At 69.0% G+C, this 19,561-nt stretch carries 17 protein-coding genes and 1 pseudogene; 4 read left to right on the plus strand and 14 right to left on the minus strand.

Annotated features, from left to right (window positions below; translation table 11 throughout):
* The 3 genes and pseudogenes from QHF83_RS22020 to efp form a co-directional block, all read right to left on the minus strand.
* Nucleotides 1-941: pseudogene (locus QHF83_RS22020) on the minus strand (hypothetical protein); the annotation flags it as partial.
* A 259-nt stretch (nucleotides 942-1,200) separates the two neighbouring features.
* Nucleotides 1,201-1,449, minus strand: coding sequence for a DUF5522 domain-containing protein (locus QHF83_RS22025; RefSeq protein ID WP_282419864.1), 249 nt, complete (start codon nucleotides 1,447-1,449; stop codon nucleotides 1,201-1,203).
* A gap of 99 nt (nucleotides 1,450-1,548) precedes the next feature.
* Nucleotides 1,549-2,115 carry an elongation factor P gene (efp, locus tag QHF83_RS22030; protein WP_282419865.1) on the minus strand — a complete coding sequence of 189 codons (567 nt, stop codon included), beginning with the start codon at nucleotides 2,113-2,115 and terminating at the stop codon, nucleotides 1,549-1,551.
* A gap of 103 nt (nucleotides 2,116-2,218) precedes the next feature.
* Here efp and QHF83_RS22035 point away from each other — a divergent pair, with 103 nt between their 5' ends.
* Nucleotides 2,219-3,079, plus strand: coding sequence for a tetratricopeptide repeat protein (locus QHF83_RS22035; protein ID WP_281312980.1), 861 nt, complete (start codon nucleotides 2,219-2,221; stop codon nucleotides 3,077-3,079).
* 52 nt (nucleotides 3,080-3,131) lie between these two features.
* Here QHF83_RS22035 and QHF83_RS22040 read toward each other — a convergent pair whose 3' ends face one another.
* From QHF83_RS22040 to QHF83_RS22055, 4 genes are all read right to left on the minus strand, one after another.
* The gene (locus tag QHF83_RS22040; protein WP_282419866.1) at nucleotides 3,132-3,683 is read right to left on the minus strand and encodes a hypothetical protein; all 552 of its coding nucleotides are present in this window, start codon (nucleotides 3,681-3,683) and stop codon (nucleotides 3,132-3,134) included.
* Nucleotide 3,684: 1 nt separating this feature from the next.
* Entirely contained in the window at nucleotides 3,685-5,046 is a 1,362-nt protein-coding gene (locus QHF83_RS22045) for an alpha/beta hydrolase-fold protein (protein ID WP_282419867.1), read from the minus strand.
* Between the two features lie 80 nt (nucleotides 5,047-5,126).
* Complete coding sequence (locus QHF83_RS22050) at nucleotides 5,127-6,506, minus strand: serine/threonine-protein kinase (protein WP_282419868.1); 1,380 nt, start codon at nucleotides 6,504-6,506, stop codon at nucleotides 5,127-5,129.
* An 85-nt stretch (nucleotides 6,507-6,591) separates the two neighbouring features.
* Nucleotides 6,592-6,759: a hypothetical protein gene (locus tag QHF83_RS22055; protein WP_282419869.1), complete on the minus strand. Its 168-nt coding sequence runs from the start codon at nucleotides 6,757-6,759 to the stop codon at nucleotides 6,592-6,594.
* A gap of 132 nt (nucleotides 6,760-6,891) precedes the next feature.
* Between QHF83_RS22055 and QHF83_RS22060 the strand changes: the two genes are divergently transcribed.
* Nucleotides 6,892-7,275 (plus strand): hypothetical protein, encoded by a 384-nt coding sequence (locus QHF83_RS22060; protein ID WP_282419870.1) that lies wholly within the window; start codon nucleotides 6,892-6,894, stop codon nucleotides 7,273-7,275.
* 124 nt (nucleotides 7,276-7,399) lie between these two features.
* Entirely contained in the window at nucleotides 7,400-8,641 is a 1,242-nt protein-coding gene (locus QHF83_RS22065) for a vWA domain-containing protein (RefSeq protein WP_282419871.1), read from the plus strand.
* Between the two features lie 6 nt (nucleotides 8,642-8,647).
* Here QHF83_RS22065 and QHF83_RS22070 read toward each other — a convergent pair whose 3' ends face one another.
* From QHF83_RS22070 to QHF83_RS22090, 5 genes are read right to left on the minus strand one after another with little or no spacing between them, the layout of a single operon-like run.
* Nucleotides 8,648-9,493, minus strand: a complete 846-nt coding sequence (locus QHF83_RS22070; protein ID WP_282419872.1) for a hypothetical protein — start codon at nucleotides 9,491-9,493, stop codon at nucleotides 8,648-8,650.
* A gap of 49 nt (nucleotides 9,494-9,542) precedes the next feature.
* Nucleotides 9,543-11,048, minus strand: a complete 1,506-nt coding sequence (gene pxpB, locus QHF83_RS22075; protein ID WP_282419873.1) for a 5-oxoprolinase subunit PxpB — start codon at nucleotides 11,046-11,048, stop codon at nucleotides 9,543-9,545.
* Nucleotides 11,045-11,755 carry a LamB/YcsF family protein gene (locus QHF83_RS22080; RefSeq protein ID WP_282419874.1) on the minus strand — a complete coding sequence of 237 codons (711 nt, stop codon included), beginning with the start codon at nucleotides 11,753-11,755 and terminating at the stop codon, nucleotides 11,045-11,047. Before QHF83_RS22080 ends, pxpB begins: the two co-directional genes overlap by 4 nt.
* A 20-nt stretch (nucleotides 11,756-11,775) precedes the next feature.
* On the minus strand, nucleotides 11,776-12,822 hold the full coding sequence (locus QHF83_RS22085; protein ID WP_282419875.1) for a hypothetical protein: 1,047 nt from the start codon (nucleotides 12,820-12,822) through the stop codon (nucleotides 11,776-11,778).
* Nucleotides 12,823-12,850: 28 nt separating this feature from the next.
* Nucleotides 12,851-14,887: a hypothetical protein gene (locus tag QHF83_RS22090; protein WP_282419876.1), complete on the minus strand. Its 2,037-nt coding sequence runs from the start codon at nucleotides 14,885-14,887 to the stop codon at nucleotides 12,851-12,853.
* 47 nt (nucleotides 14,888-14,934) lie between these two features.
* Between QHF83_RS22090 and QHF83_RS22095 the strand changes: the two genes are divergently transcribed.
* Entirely contained in the window at nucleotides 14,935-16,116 is a 1,182-nt protein-coding gene (locus tag QHF83_RS22095) for a class I SAM-dependent rRNA methyltransferase (protein ID WP_282419877.1), read from the plus strand.
* A 49-nt stretch (nucleotides 16,117-16,165) separates the two neighbouring features.
* Here QHF83_RS22095 and QHF83_RS22100 read toward each other — a convergent pair whose 3' ends face one another.
* Both QHF83_RS22100 and QHF83_RS22105 read right to left on the minus strand, forming a co-directional pair.
* On the minus strand, nucleotides 16,166-17,809 hold the full coding sequence (locus QHF83_RS22100; RefSeq protein WP_282419878.1) for a serine/threonine-protein kinase: 1,644 nt from the start codon (nucleotides 17,807-17,809) through the stop codon (nucleotides 16,166-16,168).
* 131 nt (nucleotides 17,810-17,940) lie between these two features.
* The gene (locus tag QHF83_RS22105) at nucleotides 17,941-19,131 is read right to left on the minus strand and encodes a M20 family metallopeptidase (protein ID WP_282419879.1); all 1,191 of its coding nucleotides are present in this window, start codon (nucleotides 19,129-19,131) and stop codon (nucleotides 17,941-17,943) included.
* Nucleotides 19,132-19,561 lie beyond the last annotated feature (430 nt).

Raw genomic sequence — 19,561 nt, forward strand, 5'->3', positions numbered from 1 at the left:
ATGCCGCCCGCGCCGCCGGTGCCCATCATGCCACCCGCGCCGCCGGTGCCCATCATGCCGCCCGCGCCGCCCGCGCCGCCGGCACCACCCGAGCCGCCCATGCCGCCCGCGCCGCCGGCACCGCCCATGCCGCCCATGCCGCCCATGCCGCCCTGGCCGCTGCTGCCGACCTGACCGAGGCAGAGGCCGGCGCCGCCGGGGTACTGACCCGACGTGTCGCACTTCGCGCCGTCGCCGCCGCAGTCCGCGTCGTTGCAGCAGTAGCGCGCGCACTTGCTGCCGCTGCAGGTCTTGCCGCCCTCGCAGAACGGACCGTTCGAGGCGTCGCACTCATCGCAGAGCTTGGCGGTGTTCGGCGCCGGCCAGCACTGGTAGCCGCCGCCGCTGTTGATGTCACACGCCTCGCCCGCGGCCGTGTTGCAGGGCGCGTTCGTGATCGGGTTGCACTTGATCGTCGCGTCGAGCGTGATGCAGGACCCGCCCGAGGGCGCCTCGGTCGGCGGGTTGCACGTCCAGTCCGGCGGCGGCGGGAAGCACTCCGTCTCGCACGAGCCCTGGAGGCACTGCATCAGGTTGTTGTAGTACTGCGGGTCCATGTCGTTGCAGGAGGCTTCGTCGCCCGTCAGACAGTCGAAGCAGCCGAAGGCGCACTCGCTGCCGTAGCACTCGGCGAGCTGCTCACAGCAGTTCGCCTCGATGCACGTGCCGCACTCGTTCGGGTTGAGCAGGCCCGTGCAGGTCGGGTCGAACGTCGGATCGCACATCCCGCCCGACGACGAGCTCTGCGCGACCGAGCTCGACGAGCTCGACGACACCGTGGAACCCGCGCCGCCCTCGCCCCCGTTGCCGCCGGTGTTCCCCCCGGGGTTCGTCTCGACGGTACAGGCCCACATCGACAGGGCGCCGAAGCCCGCCATCACGAGGAATCCAATCGTTCGCATCCGAAAGCTCCTACTTCACCGACAACGGACGTCGCCGGGTCACGAGAGACCTGGGGTTGGCCCCGAGTGCGGGCCGGGCAAACGCGTGGTCGGCAGACGACCGGAGCGTACGCCACTGGTGGCCCTATATCCGAAATCGTGACGGGAGCGAAGCGGATGTCGCCGGTTCGGGCCGTTCTTCGCGGGACGAAGCGTTCCAACGCGGCAAACCGCGCTACGGCGCGCCGCGTTCGTGCGGTGAAACGCGGAAAATGCGGACCTAAGGTTTGGACTTTCCCGAGTCCGAGGAGCCCTCGGGTGTGCACACGAGGCAGTCGAGGCCCTGGATCTCGATGGAGACCTTCTGCGCCACGCCGAGCCCGTACGGGCAGTGCCGGCACTTCGAGTGGCAACAGTAACCGCGCTTCAGATGGTAGACCGACGTGAAGACGACCTTCTGGTCTTCCTTGTAGAAGTCCACGCCTTCGAGAAGCTGGCTGAACTTGGGAAGCGCTTTCGACAAAGCCACCGCCTCACGGGTCCACGTCGCTCGTTCGATCAAAGCACGAACGAGGACGTCACGGTAGCTCTGTCGAAAATCGGGACTCGTGCGCGGGGAGGGGCGTCTTCAGCGGTTCACGCGCTCGAGGTACTTGCCATCGGCGGTGTCGACCTTGACCCACTCGCCTTCCTTCACGAAGAGCGGGACGTTGATCACCGCGCCGGTCGAGAGCGTGGCGGGCTTGGTGGCGCCGCTCGCGGTGTCGCCCTTCACGCCCGGCTCGCAGACCGTGATTTGCAGGACGACGCTCGGCGGGATTTCGACGCCGATCGGCTGCTCGTTGAAGAGCGTGACGTCGACCATCATGCCGTCGGACAGCCACTTGGCGTCGTCGCCGACCTTGTCGCCGGGGACGGTGATCTGCTCGCCCGTGTTCTGGTCCATGAACACGAAGTCGGAGCCTTCCGGGTAGATGTACTGGAACGTGCGCGTCTCGACGTTCGCCGGCTCGAGCTTCTCGCCCGACTTGAACGTCCGTTCCAGGACGTTGCCGTTTGCCATGTTCTTCAGCTTCACCCGGGTGAAGGCCTGGCCTTTGCCGGGCTTAACGAACTGGAACTCGATGACGGAGAAGGGGTCCTTGCTCCCATCGAGCATCATCTTGAGGCCTTTACGGATGTCGCTCGTGTCCATGCGGGGCGCTTCCTGGTAGCTTGACTTGGGCGCCCCCCTTAGCACAGGCAAGGGGGTGGCGCACAAGGGGCGAGGCGACTACCCCACCCTTCCGACGAAGATCATGGATCAATTCGACGACGAGTTGCGGGAGATCAAGCGTGAGATCGTCGAGTCTCGCGGGCTCATCATCAAGACGAACAACCTGACGAACGCCCTGGCGGCCGATCTCAAGACGATCTCCAAGCGCCAGCTCGGCTTCGAACGGCGGGCTTTCTGGAACAGCGCGAGCGCCAACCTGCTCTTCGTTCTGGTGGTGATCGGCGTGGTCAAGCTCGCCTGGGATGCGCGCATCGACTCCGTTCAAGCCGAGACCAAGCAGGCGAAGGACAAGATCACAAAGCTCGAGTCCGACGTGAAGGAGATGCAGCGGCGCGCGGACGATCGGACGCGGGCGGAGTCGGCGGCCGCGGCGTTCTACGAGCTCGTACGAGCAGGCAGGCGGCAGGAGATCATCGACGGGTTCGAGGCGCTCCGGAAGGAGCCGCTCTCGCGGGCCGAGCTCGCCTTCTTCACGGACGCGGTGGACACGGCGCGCGCCGAGCTCGGCATCAAGAGCTACCAGCTCGGGCTCGACCACCTGCGCACGGGACGCTGGCACGAGGCGGCCGTCGCGTTCGAGGACGCGATCCGGATGAAGGAGAACGCGGCGCACACGCCGTCGGCGCGGCTCAACCTGGCGCGCGCCTACCGCAAGCTGAACCGGCAGCGCGACGCGATCCCGATGCTGATGCAGCTCTCGGAGGCCTCGCCGGACAAGGAGATCACCGACGACGCGATGTTCCTGCTCTGCGAGTGCCTCGTCGACATCCAGGCCTGGAACGACGCGAAGACCACGCTGCGCGCCTTCATCCGCCGCTTCCCCGACAGCCCGTTCCTGAACGACGCGCGGATGGAGCTCGCGGATATCTCACTCAAGCATTGAAGGCGGGATCGTTGGGGCAGCAACGATCACCGGGCGGGCGCCCGGCGCATGTTCACTTGCCGCCGCAGGGAGCCAGGATGGCTCCGAACGTGCCGGAGAGGCAGTCCGAGATCATCGCGCACGGCTGGGACAGACACGCCGTCAACTCGTCGATCACGCTGTCCTGCGCGAGCTCGAAGCCGTAGCAGTAATCATCCAGAAAGGGGTTCCCCTCCATGTTGCACTCCGCGAGCCGCGGGAGGCACGCGGCCTCGAAGGCCTTCGTCGAAGCCGTTTCGGGCATCGTCGCAGCGACGGTCGAAACACAAGAATCCATCGACGTCATGCAATCGCGCTCGACGATGCATTTCTGGCTGGGGGCGACCGCCTCGGCCCGGTAGAGATTCCTGTTGCAAACCCATTTCGCGGTGCATTCCTGCACCTGGCTCGGCTCCGGCATCAGGCCGCACGCCGTGTCCCGATCGAAGAGCGCCTGGCAGAACTTCGAATCATCCGCCGGCTTCTGATCGTTGTTCTCCGTCTCCGGGTCGTCGCTGCACCCGGGGAGACTCATCGCGGCGACGAACGCGCCGAAGGCCACACCAAACATCGTTCGCATCTTCATTTCACAACCCCTTGAACAGATCCATCGGCCGAAATACCCGCGCCCGCCACGCCGCCTCGTTGTGCGGCGCCCCCGCTTCCCACCAATGGTACACGTCCGTCTGCAGCGTGTAACCCACCGAAACCAGGACGTCCCGCATCTGCGCATTCTCGCAGGCGTTGTCGCCGAGCCCGACGTCGTCCTCGATCCCGTCGCCATCCGTGTCCTTGCACTTGGCCTCATTTTCGGCCTGGCCGAGCGCCGGATCGCCGCCACCCGAATCGAGGTAGAGCACCGTCGTGCGATGGCCGTGCGCGGCATACCGCTCGATCATCGTCTCGTTCTTCGACGTCTCGCCCATCTTGCCCCAGCCCATCGTGCCCGAGAGGCTCGCCGCGTACTCGTATTCGCCCGGGAAACGGTCCGCGATGTGGAATGAAATGAGCCCGCCGAGCGACGAGCCCATCGTGCCCACCTTCGGCGGCTCGCCGTATCGATCCGCGACGAGCTTGCGGACCGTGCCGTTCACGAAATCCGCATAGGCGTCGCCCTTGCCGCCCCAGGGCTCGACCATGCCGTCCTCGTCGAGATCGATGATGTCGGGCACGTGCGTGTACTCGTCCATTCGACCGATGCCCGTGTTGTCGATTCCCACGAGCATCATCCCCGCAGGCACGCTGCTTTGCAGCATCCAACCGCCCCACACCGCCGCTGGATCGAACAGGTTCTGCCCGTCGTGCACGTAAAGCACGTGCGTCGCCGCGCCCTCCGGCACCCACACGTTCACCGTGCGCTCCGGCATCTGCGCGTCGCCGATCCGGAAGAATCGATCGAGGTGCGCCGCCTTCGGCGCGACGAGGCTCATTTCCCCGTTGTCGTCGTACGTGTACGAGCGCGCCCACGGGTCGGCCTCCCAGATCGTCTTGTTCGTGAACTTGTAGCGACTGCCCGCTGCCAGCTCCTTCAGGTGCAGAAAGCGAAAGCCCGCGTTGTCGATCTTCATCGGGCTGCCCACCCAGCCGTCGTGATCACCCGCGACGAGATCCAGGCTCGGGTTCGTCGAGACGAACAGATGCCCGCCCTCCACCCACACGGGCCATCCGTCGCTCGCGGCGTACTTGTCCATCGTGCCTTCGAGGTCCGCGCGGAGCTCGGCGAGCAGGCCGTCGAGGCTCGTCGCGGTCGAACCGCCTTGCCCCGCGCCGCCCGCGGCTCCGGTGCCGCCCGCGCCTCCGAGTCCGCCGCCGCCTTGCCCGTTTCCTCCCGCGCCTCCGCCGCTCCCTCCGTCCCCGCAGCCGACGATCATCGCCGCGAGCGCGACGAACGCAGGGAAGAGCATCCACGACCCGCAAACACGAGCACCCGAGGAACGAGGGTTCGTCATGACGTACCGCCTCCCGAAGTAGCGAACGAAGAGCGGGAGTGTGGGCGTGTGGCTCCGCGAAGGCAACGGCCGCGGCGGCGTCAGCGCCGACGTGTTTTGCGTCCCTCGCGCTCCGCCTCCGCGGCCTCTTCCTCGGCGAGTCGCTCGGCTTCGGATGCGTCCTTCGTGTCGCTCACGTCCACGCGCACCTTCGGCGCGCTCGGATCGCTCACGTCCCGCACATCGATCCGCGCGCCCTCGACCTTCAGCGCCTGCGCGCGGCTGCGGATCACGCCCTTCGCGCGTTCGAGCGCGGCGTGCGCCGTCTTGCCCGCCTCGTTCACGTTGCTCGCCGTCTCGCGCATCACCTTGCCGAAGAACAGCGACAACATTTGCAGCACGAAAGGCGCGACCACGCGCACGCCCACGAACACCGCGATCTGCGCGATCGTGAGCCCGAACAGGATGAACCCGGCGATCGGCCCGGGGATCACGTCCGAGCCCCCGTGACGCTCGTACTCGCGCGCCCAGCGCTCTTGCCGCTCTTCCCAGCGCTCTTGCCTCCGCGCCCAGCGCTCGGCCCTTCGTTCGGCTCTTCGCTCGGCCTTCTCGGCTTTGCGTTCGGCTTTGCGTTCGTGGTGCTCGGCCTTCTCCTCGCCCTTCGCCGCGTGTTTGTCCGCCTTCTTCGACGGCGCCTCGCCGAGCTTCTCGACGAGCGGCGCGAGCCTGCTCGCGCGTTTGTCCGGGTCGGGCTCGAGCATGGCCACGAGCGCGGTCACGAGCGCCGGGCGCGCGGATCGACCGAGCGCGGCTTCGACGTCGATGGCGAGGCCTTTGTGCGGCAAATCCTCGGGTTGCATGCCCGTGAGCATCGACACGGCCGTCGCGCCGATCGCGTAGACGTCGGAGGCGGGCATCGCGCGGCCCTGGAACTGCTCGGGCGCCATGAACCCGAACGTGCCGACCACGGTGCTGCCGCCTTGGGGCTTCATCTTGTCGCGCACCGCGCCGAAATCGATCAGGGCAAACGATCCGTCGGGCCTCCTGAGCACGTTGCTCGGCTTGATGTCGCGGTGCACGACGGGCGGCGCGCGGCCGTGCAGGTAGTCGAGGATCGCCGAGGCGTCGCGCAGGAAGCGGATCACGTCGGCCTCACCGAGCGTCGCGCCGCGCTGCTGCATCGCGGCGAGGCTCTCGCCCTCGATTTTCTGCGTGACGAGGAAGAGCTCGCCGCCCTCCTCGAAGTGCTCGACGTAACGGGGCAGACCCGGATGCGACAAGCTTGCGAGCACACGTGCCTCGCGCTCGGCGAGCTCCACCTCTTTCCAGCTCTTCGCGCCGCGCACGCGGAATCGCTTGATCGCGACGGGCTGGCCTTCCTTCTTGTCGACGGCCTCGAACGTCGCGCCTTGCCCACCCTCGCCGAGGAGGCGCACGACCGCGTATCGACCCTCGCGCAGGTTCTCCGGTGCGTCGTTCATGAAGTCCGCGGGCACGGACGATAGCGCGGAACAGCGGCCCGGGTGGCAGGAGATTCGGTGGCCTCCTCTACGGTTCGCCCGGTTGTCAGGGCTCGAAGAACGCTCCGGCCGCGTTCACGTTCTCGCGGGCCCATTCGAGGTTCGGCAGGCCGTCCGTAACATCGGCGGGGGCAACGGCCGGGGCGGCGCGGACACGCGAGCGAGCGCTCTCCTGGAGGTTCGAGCCTCCAACGCTGGAGGCGTACGCCTCCATCTTACGCCTCCGGGAGAGCGTATCTCTGCTGCACATCCCTCGGAAACGGCCTTCTTCCGTCATGGCATGGCCATTGCTGAAGCCAGGTCACACGCGGCCAACGATACACCCGACCGTAGGGAGGATTCCCCCATGATGACCAGCACGCTGCACGAGACCTTCGTCGTCCTTCTGTTCAGCGCAGCCGCCGCCGCCGCCGGCTGCTTGCCCGATTCCGCGGGACCCGCCACGCCGGCGAAGCCGCTCGTCGAGATCACCGAGATTGAGGGCGCGGTGGCCGCCGAGGACCAGAGCGCGCTCGCGGACCAGATCCCGTGCGCGGGCGCGGCCGATTGCCACTCCGACAAACCCGCGCTCGCGAGCGTCGACGCGTGCATTCAAGATTCGGCCTGCGCTGCGAGGCTCGGCAAGCTGCTCCAGGGCCTGCTCGTCGCCGAAGGGACGCCCGTGCACACCGCCGTGGAGACGGGCGACCACCGGCGCGTGGTGGCGGCGCGGGGCTCGCGTGCGCATTGAACGACGCGAGTGGAACGGAGTTCCAGATCGAGAGCTACGACGACGATAAAACCTTCTGCATCGACAAGCCTTCCCTGTTCGTGACCCGCTTCACCACCGCTCCGACTCGTGATAGGAAGGGTCCATGCGAGGACGGAAAACGAATTGGCTTGGGATGGTCGTGGGCGGTTTGTCGCTCGGGCTCGCGCTCGTGGGTGCGTGCTCGGCGTCGGGCGGGAGCGGGACCGGGAACGGCGCGAGTGAAGGCGCGGGCGCTTCTGGCGCTTCGGGGCAAGGCGGCGCGGGCGCGTCGGGCGGCAATGGGCCCGGCCCGGGCGGCAGCGGCGGCGGCACTTTCGTCGGGTCGTCGAGCAGCGGCACGGGCGGCGGGCTCCCGGACGCCGATACGTGTGCGAGCGTCTCGTCCGAGGCGACGGCGGGCAAGCAGCCGGCGGATATCATCATCGCGGTCGACACCTCGGGCAGCATGGACGAGGAGATCGCCGAGGTGCAGGCGAACCTGAACAAGTTCGCGCAGCTCATCACGGCGAGCGGGATCGACGTGCACGTCGTGATGATCGCGGACGCGACGATGTGCATCCCCGCGCCGCTCGGCAGCGGGAGCTGCAATGGAATGGACGAGAAGCTCCCGGGCTACCGGCACGTCGTGCAGACCGTCGCCAGCACGGACGCGTTCCAGCAGATCCTGAACACGTATCCGCAATGGAAGGACGTGCTGCGGCCGAACGCGGTGAAGACGATCGCCGTCGTGTCGGACGACAACTCCGACATGGCCGCGAACACGTTCGTGAACCAGCTCCTCGCGCTCGACCCGACGTTCCAGGGCTTCAAGTTCGACGCGATCGTCTCGTTCGAATCGGGCGAGCAATGCATCTTCCAGTGCGCCTTCGGCAACTGCGCGAATTGCCCGTTCACCTGCTGCAACAAGCAGTCGTTCGCGTGTGAGCCGATCTCGGCGGCGGAGGGCACGGTCTACAAGCAGCTCGTGCAGCAGACGGGCGGCGTCCTCGGCAACCTCTGCACCCAGAACTTCGACCCGGTCTTCAACGACATGGCGACCGCCGTCGTCTCGGAGGCGAAGATCTCCTGCGATTACCCGATCCCGGTTCCGCCCGACGGCACGACGATCGACCCGAAGAAGGTCAACGTCGTCTACACGAACAGCAATGGCACGAAGACCACCATTTACAACGTGCCCACGGGTCAGGCCGATTGCGGGAACACGGGCGGCTGGTATTACGACGTGCCCGGCGCCCCGACGAAGATCTCGATGTGCCAGAATACCTGCGCCGCGCTCCAGGGCGACGCGGGCGGGAAGGTCGAGGTGCTCTTCGGCTGCGAGACGCAGATCAAGCCGCCGGAATGATCGGATTCAATCCTCCGGCGACGCCCACGCGTGGCGCCGGACCCACGTGCCCACCAGCGTCGCTTGCACGACCGCCGCGGTCGTGATCACGAGCCCCACGAAATACTGCCCGAAGAACGGGATGAACCCCACCGTGTAGGCCGCGAGCAGGATGGCCGCCATGCCTGCCGCGGTCGACGCGACGAAGAGCCCGAGGAGCTTTCCGTAGGCTCGTGGCGAATGCGAGACGATCGCTACCCAGGCGACCGGCCAGAGGCCATTGATGGCGTGCCCGGTCATCGAAATCGCGAGGATCACCGCGGGCGTCACCGCGATCCCCACGAGGGTGAGGGCGAGCGTGAGCCACACGTTTCCGGGCAGGAGGATCGCCGAGAGGAGCGCCGGCCAGAAGCCTCCGAGCACGCACACGAGGCCGCGGAGGAACGAAAGAAAAAGATCCCAGCGCGAGGTGAAGCTCGCCGAGAAAGGGAGGCCCGGCGCGTCGCGGCCCACGTGCTCCACGATCTGGAAATACGCGGCGGAGAGCGTGCCGAGGTAGATCACGTTGAAAAACGTGGATATGGAGGCCACCGGGATCGCGGTGAGCCAGTAAGGCACGGCGAGCGCGGCGAGGAGGAGCATGCCCTCCTCGTCGAAGGGGCGTCGCAATGCGAGGGCGAAATCCTCGCGCTCGGGGCGCTCGGGCTCGGGCAGGGGGCTCGCGAGGGCGCCGCAGCGCGGGCACATCGTCAAGGGACGCGGGTTTTGCTCCGTGACGAAGAGCTTTAGGCACGGCGTGCAATGGAGCGCGCCGCATTGCGTGCACGCGTGCGTCGCGCTCGTCCCGGGGTGTGCCTGGCAGGGGCCCGCCATCGAAGGGGGATCGTTACCCGACCTGGGCGGAAAAGGCAATGACGAGCCGTCAGGCGCCGCGCCCGAAACGCAATCGTTCTCCGGGCCGAAGCCGCGCGAGCGTGCCGAGGGACGCGCGTCGCACGACGGCGAGGACCGGATACCCGCCCGTCGTCGGATGATCCGGCCCGAGCACGATGGGCGTGCCGTCCGTCGTGACCTGCACCGCGCCCCGTAACATCGGGACGGGCAGGGCGAGATCGGGCCGATCGCGCGGTATTTTCGCGCCTTCGAGCCTTTGCCCCACCCGATCGCCGAGGCGCGAGACGGTGAACGTGGACGCGAGGAGCACATCGAGCGCGTCCGCGGGAAAACGGCCTCGATGCGGACCTTCGTCGATCACGATCGTCGCGATTTCGTTCTCTGCGGGCGGCGTGGAATGGCGCGAAGGCCGCGCGGCGGTGGATTCCAAATCGCCCACGGGCACGACGTCCCGCCGCCGGAGCGCGCGTCCCGCGGCGCCGCCGAGGCGCGCGACGAGCAAGGTCGCCCGCGCGCCGAGCGCCATGGGTACGTCCATCCCGCCGCGCGCCGCGAGATAACGCACGGCGCGGGGGCCCTCCTCCACGCGGAACGAGTCTCCCTCCGCGAGACGAACGGGCGCCGCGCCGTCCACCGAAAGGATGACCTCTCCCCGGGCCCGCACCGAAAGCGCGCCGAGGGGCACCTCGATCGCCGCTGCACCGGGCGCATTGCCCACGGCCTCGTTCGCGGCCGCGTGCGTCTCCGGATCGAGCGGCCCCGACGGCGGGAGCCCCCGCGCGAGTTGCCCCGCGCGTCCTCCATCCTGCACCGTCGCGCACGCGGGTGCGGCCTCCACGACGAGGGCGCGGATGGATTGTTCATTTGGGACAATCTCCTTCCGCGCCGGCACCGGCTCCGCCTCGCTCACCGGCTCGAACCGCACCCGATCCCCCGGCGAAAACAGAATCGGCGAATCACGGCCTGGATCAAAGAGCGAGGCCCCGGGCGCGCGGCCGAGCAGATTCCATCCCCCGGGCGAATCGAAAGGATAGATCCCGGTGAACGTCCCCGCGATGCCCACGCTGCCCGCCGGCACGCGTGGGCGCGGCGAGCTCCGGCGCGGCAAAACCAGCCTGGGATCGATCGGCCCGCAATACCCGAATCCCGGCAAGAACCCGACGAGCTCGACCGTGACCTCACGCTCGGCGTGCAGGCGCACGACAGCCTCCGTCGATACACCGAGCGCACCCGCGATCGATTCCAGATCCGGCCCATCGTACACCACGGGGATCACGTGCGTTCGTCCGGACACATGTGCCCTCGCCGCGCCGGAAACCGCGGCCGTGATCGTCCGGACAACCTCGTCCGAGCACGCGACGTTCGCCACGACGACCACGCCGCCGCCGACCACCACGTCGCTCCCCGGAAAAACCTCGCGCAACGCAGCGGCCGCCGCATGCGTTCGCGCGGCCCGATCCGGCGCGCTCTCCACGCCGAGATCGACGTACACCGCCGATTCCCCGTACGAAAGGACGCCCGCCCCGCCGCTCACGCCCGCCCCCGCGTTTCCAGGAGCCCCGCCAATTCGAGCCCTCCCCGCACGGCCCGCGCAATCGTGAGCGCGCCGGGCGTATCCCCGTGCACGCAAAGCGTTTCGAACGTGCCCGCGGCCGCGAGGCGCAACGCCTGCGCCCGCGCCGACGCCGGATCCGTGATCAACGCGCCCGCCTGCGTGCGTGGCACGAGTTTTCCCTCGGGCCCGTACGCCCGATCGGCAAACCCCTCGCGCAGATACGCGCGCCCCTCCGCCGCCGCGAGGCGGGCGAGCGCGCCCTCGGGCGGACCCACGAGCGCCACCCGAGCCCCGAGCCCCGCGTCGATTCCCGAGGCGACCGCCGCCGCGATCGCCGGATCCCGCGCCGCATCGTGATAAAGTGCGCCGTGCGGTTTCACGGCCTCGATCGCAATGCCCACCCGCCGCGCCACCCGGGCGAGCGCCTCGACCTGCGACCGCACGGACGCCGCGAGCTCCGCGCTCGTCATCACCACGCTCGTCCGGCCAAACCCGGCCCGATCCGGGTAGGAGGGATGCGCGGCGAGCCGGGCGCCCGCGCGGCGCGCGAGCTCGCACGCACGTTCCATCGTGGCCTCGTCGCCCGCGTGCCCGCCGCACGCGACGTTGACCATCGTCGCGATCGAATAAAGCTCCTCGGGTTCGCCCGGTAGCTCGCCGAGGTCCACGTTCAGTGAGACGGCCATGATTCCCTCACCCTGCCATTCTAGGGATCCGAACGCACCACGGTCCACGTGAGCGCGTGCCAGAACGCGCCCGCCGCAATGCCCGGCTGCGCGCCCACCGCGACGAGCGTGAACGCCCGCCCGTCCTCGAAGTCCGCCTGCGTGAGCCCGCCCCGCGAAAGGGCCGCATCGAGCGGCGACGCCGAGGTCTTCACGATCTGCCCCGGCACGAACGTGAGGATCTCCGCTTGCGCGATCGATCCCCATTCGAACCGCGCGAGCTGCCGGAACGGCGGAACGGGCCCGACCGCCCCCGCCGTGAGCGAGGGCGCGACCTGCTGCGGCATTCCTCCTTCGGTCCCGGGCACGAGCCGCACGTCGACGGAAGGCATCGGCTGCGCCGCGTGCGCGGCCTGGAGCGAGAGTTTTCCCTCGGCCGTCACGCGCGACATGGCCGCGGCGAGCAGCCCCGGATTGGGCGTGTCCGCCGAATACGTCGGGCCACACGCCTCTTTTTCGAGCGGATCGGTATGACCGGGCCCGCCCACGCAGCCCGTCGGCACGAGCAAAAGGCTCCGCTTGGCGACGAACGCGGAGGCCGGAATCACCGCGACCGGCGCCACCACGACGCCCGCCGGCGCATTGCCCTCGGTGAGCGTGGCGCATCCGAGATCCTTGGTTTTCGCGAGGTCGCCGGCGATGACGTGCAGATACACGTCCTCGTCCGCGGGCAAGAGGCTCGCCGGATCGACCCGCGAGGCCGCGGCGAATGCGAGCCCCGACGGATCGGCGGGATACGGCGCGGGATCACCGCCGTCGGGGTAGGGGACGAAGCAGAGCCGGATCGCCTCGTGATCGTTCACGCCATTGACGATCGTGAGCACGGGCGGTCCGTCGGGCTCGGGCACGACCTCGCTTCCGCCCGCGCCGCCGCCGCCGGTGCCGCTCGACGACGAGGAGCTCGAAGAAGCGCTCGTCGACGGCTCTGGCGGCGCGTCCGTGCCTTCCGCGCAGCCGGAAGCGAGGCCAAACGCAAGGGGCGCAAGGGCGGCGAGGAGGAATGTCGTCGGGCGGAGGAGGGCGGTCATGCGCCGAGTTTAGCGCGCGCCGGGGGATTCAGCGTCGGATCGAGTAGAGGAAGCTCGCCTTGGGCTGCCGGAGCCATCGATCGGTGATCGTCTTCTTCAGATCCGCGTACGCGCCGGGCGCGTCCACGTATTTCGCGACGAGCGCCTCGGCCCCGGGTTTGTCGCCGCTGCCCTTGATCTTCGCCACGATCCCCATGAGCTTCTTGCTCGCCGCGGGGAACGCATCGAGCTTCACCGAGAAGCAGCCCGCATCCGTACCATTCTGCGCTTTTTCGTTCGCGTTCCAGACGAGCACGCCCTCGTCGAGCAGAAAGCCCACCTGGATCGCCGCGAGCTGGCTGTAGTTGAGCGGGTGCTTGGCTTCGTCGTACATCCCGCGCGAGATGTGGCCGAAGCCCCAGGCGATGTCTCGCACGTGCGCGAAGTTCGCCTTGGTCTTGTCGATCGTGCCCCGCTCGACGAGCCAATCCGTGAAATAGAGCGCAGCCGACTGGGCCTTGAGCTCCTCCAGCGTGCTCGCGAGCGGCCCGCCGAAGATCTCGCTGTCGATCTTGCCATTCACCGCGTACTGATGCGAAGGCCCGAGGTTGTGCGCCGCTTCGTGCAGGACCGTGCTCATGAGCTGCGGCCCCGGATCGTCCGTGTACGACGTCATGGTCTGCGCGCAGAACAAGGACGCGGCGAGCCCGTGCTGCGAGGCGATGCTGTCCGGGTCGGTATAAAAGTTCGTCATCGCGACCGTGCGGCCGCGCCCCTGGTTGCCCACGGGGCCGAAGTTCGGCAGGCTCTGGCCGATCGTCGCGCCAAACGCATCCCGCGAGTCGCCCGCGTTCAAGATGACCGTGATGAAATCGGGCAGCTTGAAGGAGACCTTCTGCGCTGCATACGGCGGCCCGGCGAGCGCCGCGAGCGCCTGCTCCATGTCCTGCTTCAGCGGATCGAGCTTCTCCTTCCATTCGATCGAGCCCTGGTCGATCCGCGCGAAGCTCACGTGAAAGCCCGCCTTCTCGCTGCACGGCTCGAAATACGTCTCGTCCGGGCCGATGCGTAGATACCATTTCGAGTTGAACGTGCTCATCCGCGCCCACGCCTCGTCCGCCTCGAACCAGCTCCCGTCGCGGAACGCCTTCGCGGCGGCACGCAAATACGTCTGGAACGAGGCCTCGTCCGGATTCGTGATCGCCTCGGCCGCCGCGTCGAGCTCGCGCGCCACGGCCTGCATGTCGTTCTCGTAGGCGCGGTGGTACGGCACGGCCTTGAGCGCGTCACCCTCGCCCGTCACCACGACGAACGGATCCATGAGCGCGCGGGCGTCCGGGCGCGCCGCGAGCACCTTGCAGAAATCGGGATTCGATTGCAGCTCCGCGGGATAGAGCCCCGACGGGACGCGCTTCTGCTCGCCCGGCGGCCGCGGGATCGCGTAGCAATTGACGTCGCCCTTCGTCGGCGGCGCCTCGCATTGCGGGCCCTGGTTCCGATAGAAGAGCCGCCGGCTCGCCGGATCGTCCGCGGGGACCCTCGAGGCGAGCGAGAGCGTGCCGGTCTGCTTCTGGTAGATCTTCTCGACGAGCCGCGCCGCCGCGAGCACGTGATGCACGATCGCCCGATCCTCCTCGGTCGCGGCGCCCGCGTGAAAGTCCGAGGCCACGAGCGTCGGCCGGCCCGCGTCGAGCTCGCGCAGGACGGCCTTGCGGCGCTCGACCTCGCCGGGCGCGAGGCCCTGGAAGCTCGGGCCGTTCTTCACGAAGGACACGATCGAGGCGTACGCCTGGCCGAACGTCGGGTTGAAGCCGCCGGCCGAGACCCAGTGGGTCTCCTCCGTCTGCGTCGGGCCCCAGAGCACCGCGAGCTCGTTCGGATCGAGGGTCTTGTCCTGATCCGCGTCCGCGGTCCAGAAGAGCGGCAGATCGAGGGCGACCGCGGCGCGATTGAAGTCCGCGCGAGGTACCGCATCGAACGTGGCCTGCCAGACCCCGTCCGGCGAGACGGCCGGCGGCGCGCCGCCGCACGAGGCAGTGAGCGCGAGGACCAACGGAAACGCGAGGCGAGGCCAGGAAAAACGCATGCGCCCTTCTATCACGAGAGGCCCGGAAGTAGGCTTCCCAAAGCCCCGTGACCGCACGCGATTCGAAGACGCTCCGCCTCACCCGCTCCGCCGCCGCCTCCGTTCGCCGAGGTCATCCCTGGGTGTACCGCGAAGGCCTCGCACGGCCGCCCAAGCTCGACTCGGGCACGCCCGTCGCCCTCGCGAGCGAGGAGGGCCAGCCGCTCGGCGTGGGCCTCTGGGACGCGGAATCCCCCATCGCAGTGCGCGTCTTCGGCCAGAGCGGGCGCCTCGACGAGCGCGCGCTCGTCGAGCGGATCGAGCGCGCGTTCGCCCGTCGCGAGGCGTTCGTCGGGCCCGACACCGACGCCTACCGACTCTGCAACGGCGAGGGCGACCACGTGCCCGGCCTCGTGATCGACAGGTACGCGCACGTCGCGATCGTCCGCCTCGACGGCGATCACCTCGATCCGTGGATCGACAAACTCGCGCCGAAGCTCGCGCGCTCGCTCGCCGCACGCGGCGTCCGCAGCGTCGCGCTCCGCCGCGCCCGCGACGAGGCCGGCGATCGTCGTATCCGCCCGCTCGCCGGCGACGAGCCCGAGGACCGCGTGATCGTCCGCGAGAACGGCATGGCGATGGAGGTCGACCTCGCGCACGGGCAGAAGACGGGCGCGTTCCTCGATCAGCGCGACAACCGCGCCCGCGTCCGCGCGTTCGGCGCCCGCCGCGCCCGCGCGCTGAACCTCTACAGCTACGCAGGCGGCTTCTCGGTCGCGGCCGCGCTCGGCGGCGCCGCGCACGTGACCTCGGTCGACGTGGCGGCCGCCGCGCACGCGACCGCGCAACGCTCGTTCCGCGCGAACGGGCTCGACCCGGCGAAGCACGCGTTCGTCACGGCCGACGCCTTCGCCTTCCTCGAAGCCGCGGCGCGTCGTGGTGAGAAGTTCGACCTCATCGTCTCGGATCCACCGAGCTTCGCGCCGAACGAGCGAACGAAGCCGCGCGCGCTCGCCGCGTACCGCAAGCTCCACGGCGCGCTCGCCAAGGTCTTGGCGCCGGGCGGGCTGCTCTGCGCGGCGTCTTGTTCGAGCCACGTCTCGGCCGAGGAGTTCCTCGGGACACTCGACGACGCCGCGCTCGGGCGGGACGACCTCTCGCTCGTGGCCATGCACGGCCAGCCGCCCGATCATCCCACGCTGCCCGCGTGGTTCGAGGGCCGGTACCTGAAGTTCGCGGTCCTCGCCTGACGGTTCGTCGAGGCGAACCCGTTGGACGTCCAACGATCAGGCGCGCCGATCAGAAGCCGGGATCACGCACCTTGGGCAGGTTGTCCGGGCTGCCCGATTTCGTCGTGCCGGTGCTCTTCGTGCTCGGCGCCTTCGTGGTGGTGGGCGTCGTCGTGGCCTTCGTCCCCGCGCCGTGGTTAGGCGCCCCGGGCTGCGTCGCGGCGCTCGTCGCGGGCGCGGCGCTCGCGACGGGCGGGGGGAGGGTGGTCGGCGTGGGCGCGGGCGTGGGCGCCGCGGGCGCCTGCGTGGCGGCGGGCTGCGTCGCGGCCTCCGGCAGCGTCGAGTTTTGCGAGAACGCGATGACCGCGCCGCCGATCGCGAGCGCGCCGATCGCGCCGAACACCACGGCGAGCTTCTTCTTTCCGCCTCCCGTGAAGGCCGCGGCGTCGACGTCGGCGACGATCGCGGCGGTCGTCGGCGACGAGGGCGCGCCTTGCGTCGCGGTGAGCGCGCCCGGCATCAGGCTCGCGCGGCCGTGCGCGATCGTGGCGATGTCGGTCATCGTTCCGGGCGGCGGGATCGACTGCAGCCCCGGCGGGATCGTGGGCATGCGATTGCCGAGCAGGCCCGGCGGGATCGTCCCGCCGTTCGCCCGCGCCTGCGCGAGGAGCGCGGCGCGCTGCGCCTTGAGCTGCTCGCGTTGCTCGGCGCGCTCGTCGGCGACCTTGAGGCCCTCGCGGATCGCCGTGCGGCGCTTCTCGGCGCGCTCGCCGAGCATGCCCTTCACGAACGCGACCACGTCCTCGTCGGGCTGCCCCGCGAGCTTGAGCTCCGTGATCCCGCGATCGATCGCGCGCGCGAACTCCGCCATCGTCGGGTAACGCTTGTCGGCGTCCTTCTCGAGCGCCTTCATGACGATGTCGTTCAGGAGCTGCGGACAGTTCGGCATCTCCGAGATCAGCGAGGGCGCCGGCTCTTTGTCGCAGATCCGGCGCAGCGTGATCATGTCGTTGTCCCCGCGGAACGGGTGCTTCGAGGCGAGGAGCTGGTAGAGCACGATGCCGAGCGCGAAGATGTCCGTGCGGCGATCCACGGCCTTGCCGAGCGCCTGCTCGGGCGACATGAACGGCACCTTGCCCTTGAGCTGCCCGTCCTTCGTCGCGCCCGTGTCCGAGACGGCCGTGGCCTTGGCGACGCCGAAGTCCACGATCTTCACGACGCCGTCGTACGTGACGAGGATGTTCTGCGGCGAGACGTCGCGATGCACGAGCCCGACGAGCGTGCCGAGCTCATCCTGCAGCTCGTGCGCGGCGTGGAGCCCGAGCGCCGCGTTGAGGCAGATGCGGAGCGCGATGAGCATCGGCACGCCGCCCTTCTGCCGCGACGCGCGCGCGAGCTGACTGAGCGGCTCGCCGTCGATCCACTCCATCACGATGTAGATCAGCCCGTCCTGCTCGCCGAGATCGAGGATCTCGCAGACGTGCGGATGCCGGATGCGCGAGGCGAGGCCCGCCTCCGCGAGGAACATCTCCTCGAACTGCGGATCCTGCGACAGCTCGGGCAACATCGTCTTGACCGCGACGATTTTCTGAAAGCCGCGCGTGCCCTTCATGCGCGCGGCCCACACGACGGCCATGCCGCCCTGCGCGATCGGTACGAGCAATTCGTACCGCCCCAGCGTGTGTCCCGCCCCCACGTCCCCGAGCGAGCTCATGCGTCCCCCCTCAAACCCCCGCACGCGCACAAAACGAGGCCGCCCGAGCACCTCGCCCGGTCTCGCAGCTCGTACCTCGCCGGACCCTGCACGGTTTTCGTCCGTCAGGATCGCAGAAGGACGGCCGCGCCTCAAGAAGATCGCAACGAGCCGTCCCTGTCGAACTTCTGCATGCAGCTCAGCAAAAACCGCACGATCGCCTCCGCCTTCGGCACGAGCGTGGCCACCTCGATCTGCTCGTCGTGCGTGTGAAAGCCCGATCCGCGCGGCCCGAGTCCGTCAATCGAGGGGATGCCGAGCGCCGCCGTCGTCGCCGCATCCGAGCCTCCACCCACGAGCGGCGCCTCGCCGTCTCCGAGCCCCGCGGCCCGCGCGCACGCGGCGTACGTCTCGTAGAGCGCCGCGGACGCCGCGGTGCGCTCGAGCGATGATCGCGCGATGCCGCCCGTCACCGTGACCGTCGTCCCCGACACGGCCGCTTCTTTCGCGGCCTCGGCGAGCGCCACGAGGAGCGCGTCTCCGTCGGCGCGCCGCTCGTAGCGGAAATCGAGCTCGGCCTCGGCCCGAGCGGGCACCGTGTTCTTCGAGTGTCCGCCGCGGATCGTCCCCACGTTCACGGTCACGCCGCGCGTGTAGTCCGTGAGCTTTTGCGCGTGATCGATGAACCGCGCGAGCGCCCAGATCGCGTTCGCGCCGTCTGCATGCGCGTTGCCCGCGTGCGCCGCTTTGCCCGTCGCGACGATATGCGCGCTGCCCGTGCCCTTGCGCGACGTGATCACGAGATCCTTCGCGCGCCCGGCTTCGAACACGAGCGCCGCGCGCGCGCCCGCGACCTCCTCGGCGATCACACGTTGCCCCTCGGGCGAACCGACCTCTTCGTCCGACACGATCACCACGCGGATCGGCACGCGCGCGAGCAGCCCCACGTGCGCGAGCGCGCGCAGCGCTTCGAGCACCACGACGAGCCCGCCCTTCATGTCGAGGACCCCGGGGCCCCGCGCGATCGGCCCCTCGCGCCGGAACCCCTCGAAGGTCCCGGGCGGAAACACCGTATCGAGGTGCCCCACGATCGCCACGCACCCCGCGGCCGACGCTTCCGCTGCCTCCGTCCTCGCGACCCAGTGCGGAGCGTACCTTGCGCTCGCGTGGGACCGCACCGAGCTCACGCCTTCGATCCCGCGCAGCTCTGCCGCGAGCATCTCGCCCACGCGTGTCCCGCCCGGCACGTTGTCCGTGAACGAATTCACCCCGACGAGCGCTTCGAGCAGCACGAGCGCCGCTTCTTCCCGCACGCGGAGGTGCGCTTTCGCCGCCTCGATCATGCGCGGAGCTTCGTCCAAAACGCCCGGATTGACGAGCCCCCCGCGCCTTGCCCGTGTGACGGCGTGCGCTACATGACAGGGAATCTGGGCGAGGCGTGGTTGTTGGTCGGGGCGGGGTGCGCGGCCGGATGAATTTGCTCCATACGTTGGAAATCCACGCATCGCAGATCTTCGTGGGCGTGGGTGTCTTCGGAGTGAGCCTCGCGCTCAGCCTGGCCGTGGTGGCGCTCGTGATCGTCCGGCTCGATCCGGATCATTTCGAGGAGACACGAGGCCCGGGTCGGTTCCTCGCGGATCGCCCGGCCTGGCAGCGCGCCCTCGGGATCGCCGGAAAGAACCTGCTCGGGTTTTTCCTGGTCATTCTGGGGATCGTGCTCTCCTTGCCCGGCGTGCCAGGCCAAGGGCTGCTCACGATTTTCATCGGGCTCGT

This window comes from Polyangium sp. 15x6 (assembly GCF_029960785.1).
Lineage (GTDB): Bacteria > Myxococcota_A > Polyangia > Polyangiales > Polyangiaceae > Polyangium.

Excerpts from the sequence above, each read along its gene's own strand:
- efp (WP_282419865.1), bottom strand. The coding sequence starts at position 2,115 with ATGGACACGAGCGACATCCGTAAAGGCCTCAAGATGATGCTCGATGGG.
- QHF83_RS22035 (WP_281312980.1), top strand. The coding sequence starts at position 2,219 with ATGGATCAATTCGACGACGAGTTGCGGGAGATCAAGCGTGAGATCGTC.
- QHF83_RS22040 (WP_282419866.1), bottom strand. The coding sequence starts at position 3,683 with ATGAAGATGCGAACGATGTTTGGTGTGGCCTTCGGCGCGTTCGTCGCC.
- QHF83_RS22045 (WP_282419867.1), bottom strand. The coding sequence starts at position 5,046 with ATGACGAACCCTCGTTCCTCGGGTGCTCGTGTTTGCGGGTCGTGGATG.
- QHF83_RS22050 (WP_282419868.1), bottom strand. The coding sequence starts at position 6,506 with ATGAACGACGCACCGGAGAACCTGCGCGAGGGTCGATACGCGGTCGTG.
- QHF83_RS22055 (WP_282419869.1), bottom strand. The coding sequence starts at position 6,759 with ATGGAGGCGTACGCCTCCAGCGTTGGAGGCTCGAACCTCCAGGAGAGC.
- QHF83_RS22060 (WP_282419870.1), top strand. The coding sequence starts at position 6,892 with ATGATGACCAGCACGCTGCACGAGACCTTCGTCGTCCTTCTGTTCAGC.
- QHF83_RS22065 (WP_282419871.1), top strand. The coding sequence starts at position 7,400 with ATGCGAGGACGGAAAACGAATTGGCTTGGGATGGTCGTGGGCGGTTTG.
- QHF83_RS22070 (WP_282419872.1), bottom strand. The coding sequence starts at position 9,493 with ATGGCGGGCCCCTGCCAGGCACACCCCGGGACGAGCGCGACGCACGCG.
- QHF83_RS22080 (WP_282419874.1), bottom strand. The coding sequence starts at position 11,755 with ATGGCCGTCTCACTGAACGTGGACCTCGGCGAGCTACCGGGCGAACCC.
- QHF83_RS22085 (WP_282419875.1), bottom strand. The coding sequence starts at position 12,822 with ATGACCGCCCTCCTCCGCCCGACGACATTCCTCCTCGCCGCCCTTGCG.
- QHF83_RS22090 (WP_282419876.1), bottom strand. The coding sequence starts at position 14,887 with ATGCGTTTTTCCTGGCCTCGCCTCGCGTTTCCGTTGGTCCTCGCGCTC.
- QHF83_RS22100 (WP_282419878.1), bottom strand. The coding sequence starts at position 17,809 with ATGAGCTCGCTCGGGGACGTGGGGGCGGGACACACGCTGGGGCGGTAC.
- QHF83_RS22105 (WP_282419879.1), bottom strand. The coding sequence starts at position 19,131 with ATGATCGAGGCGGCGAAAGCGCACCTCCGCGTGCGGGAAGAAGCGGCG.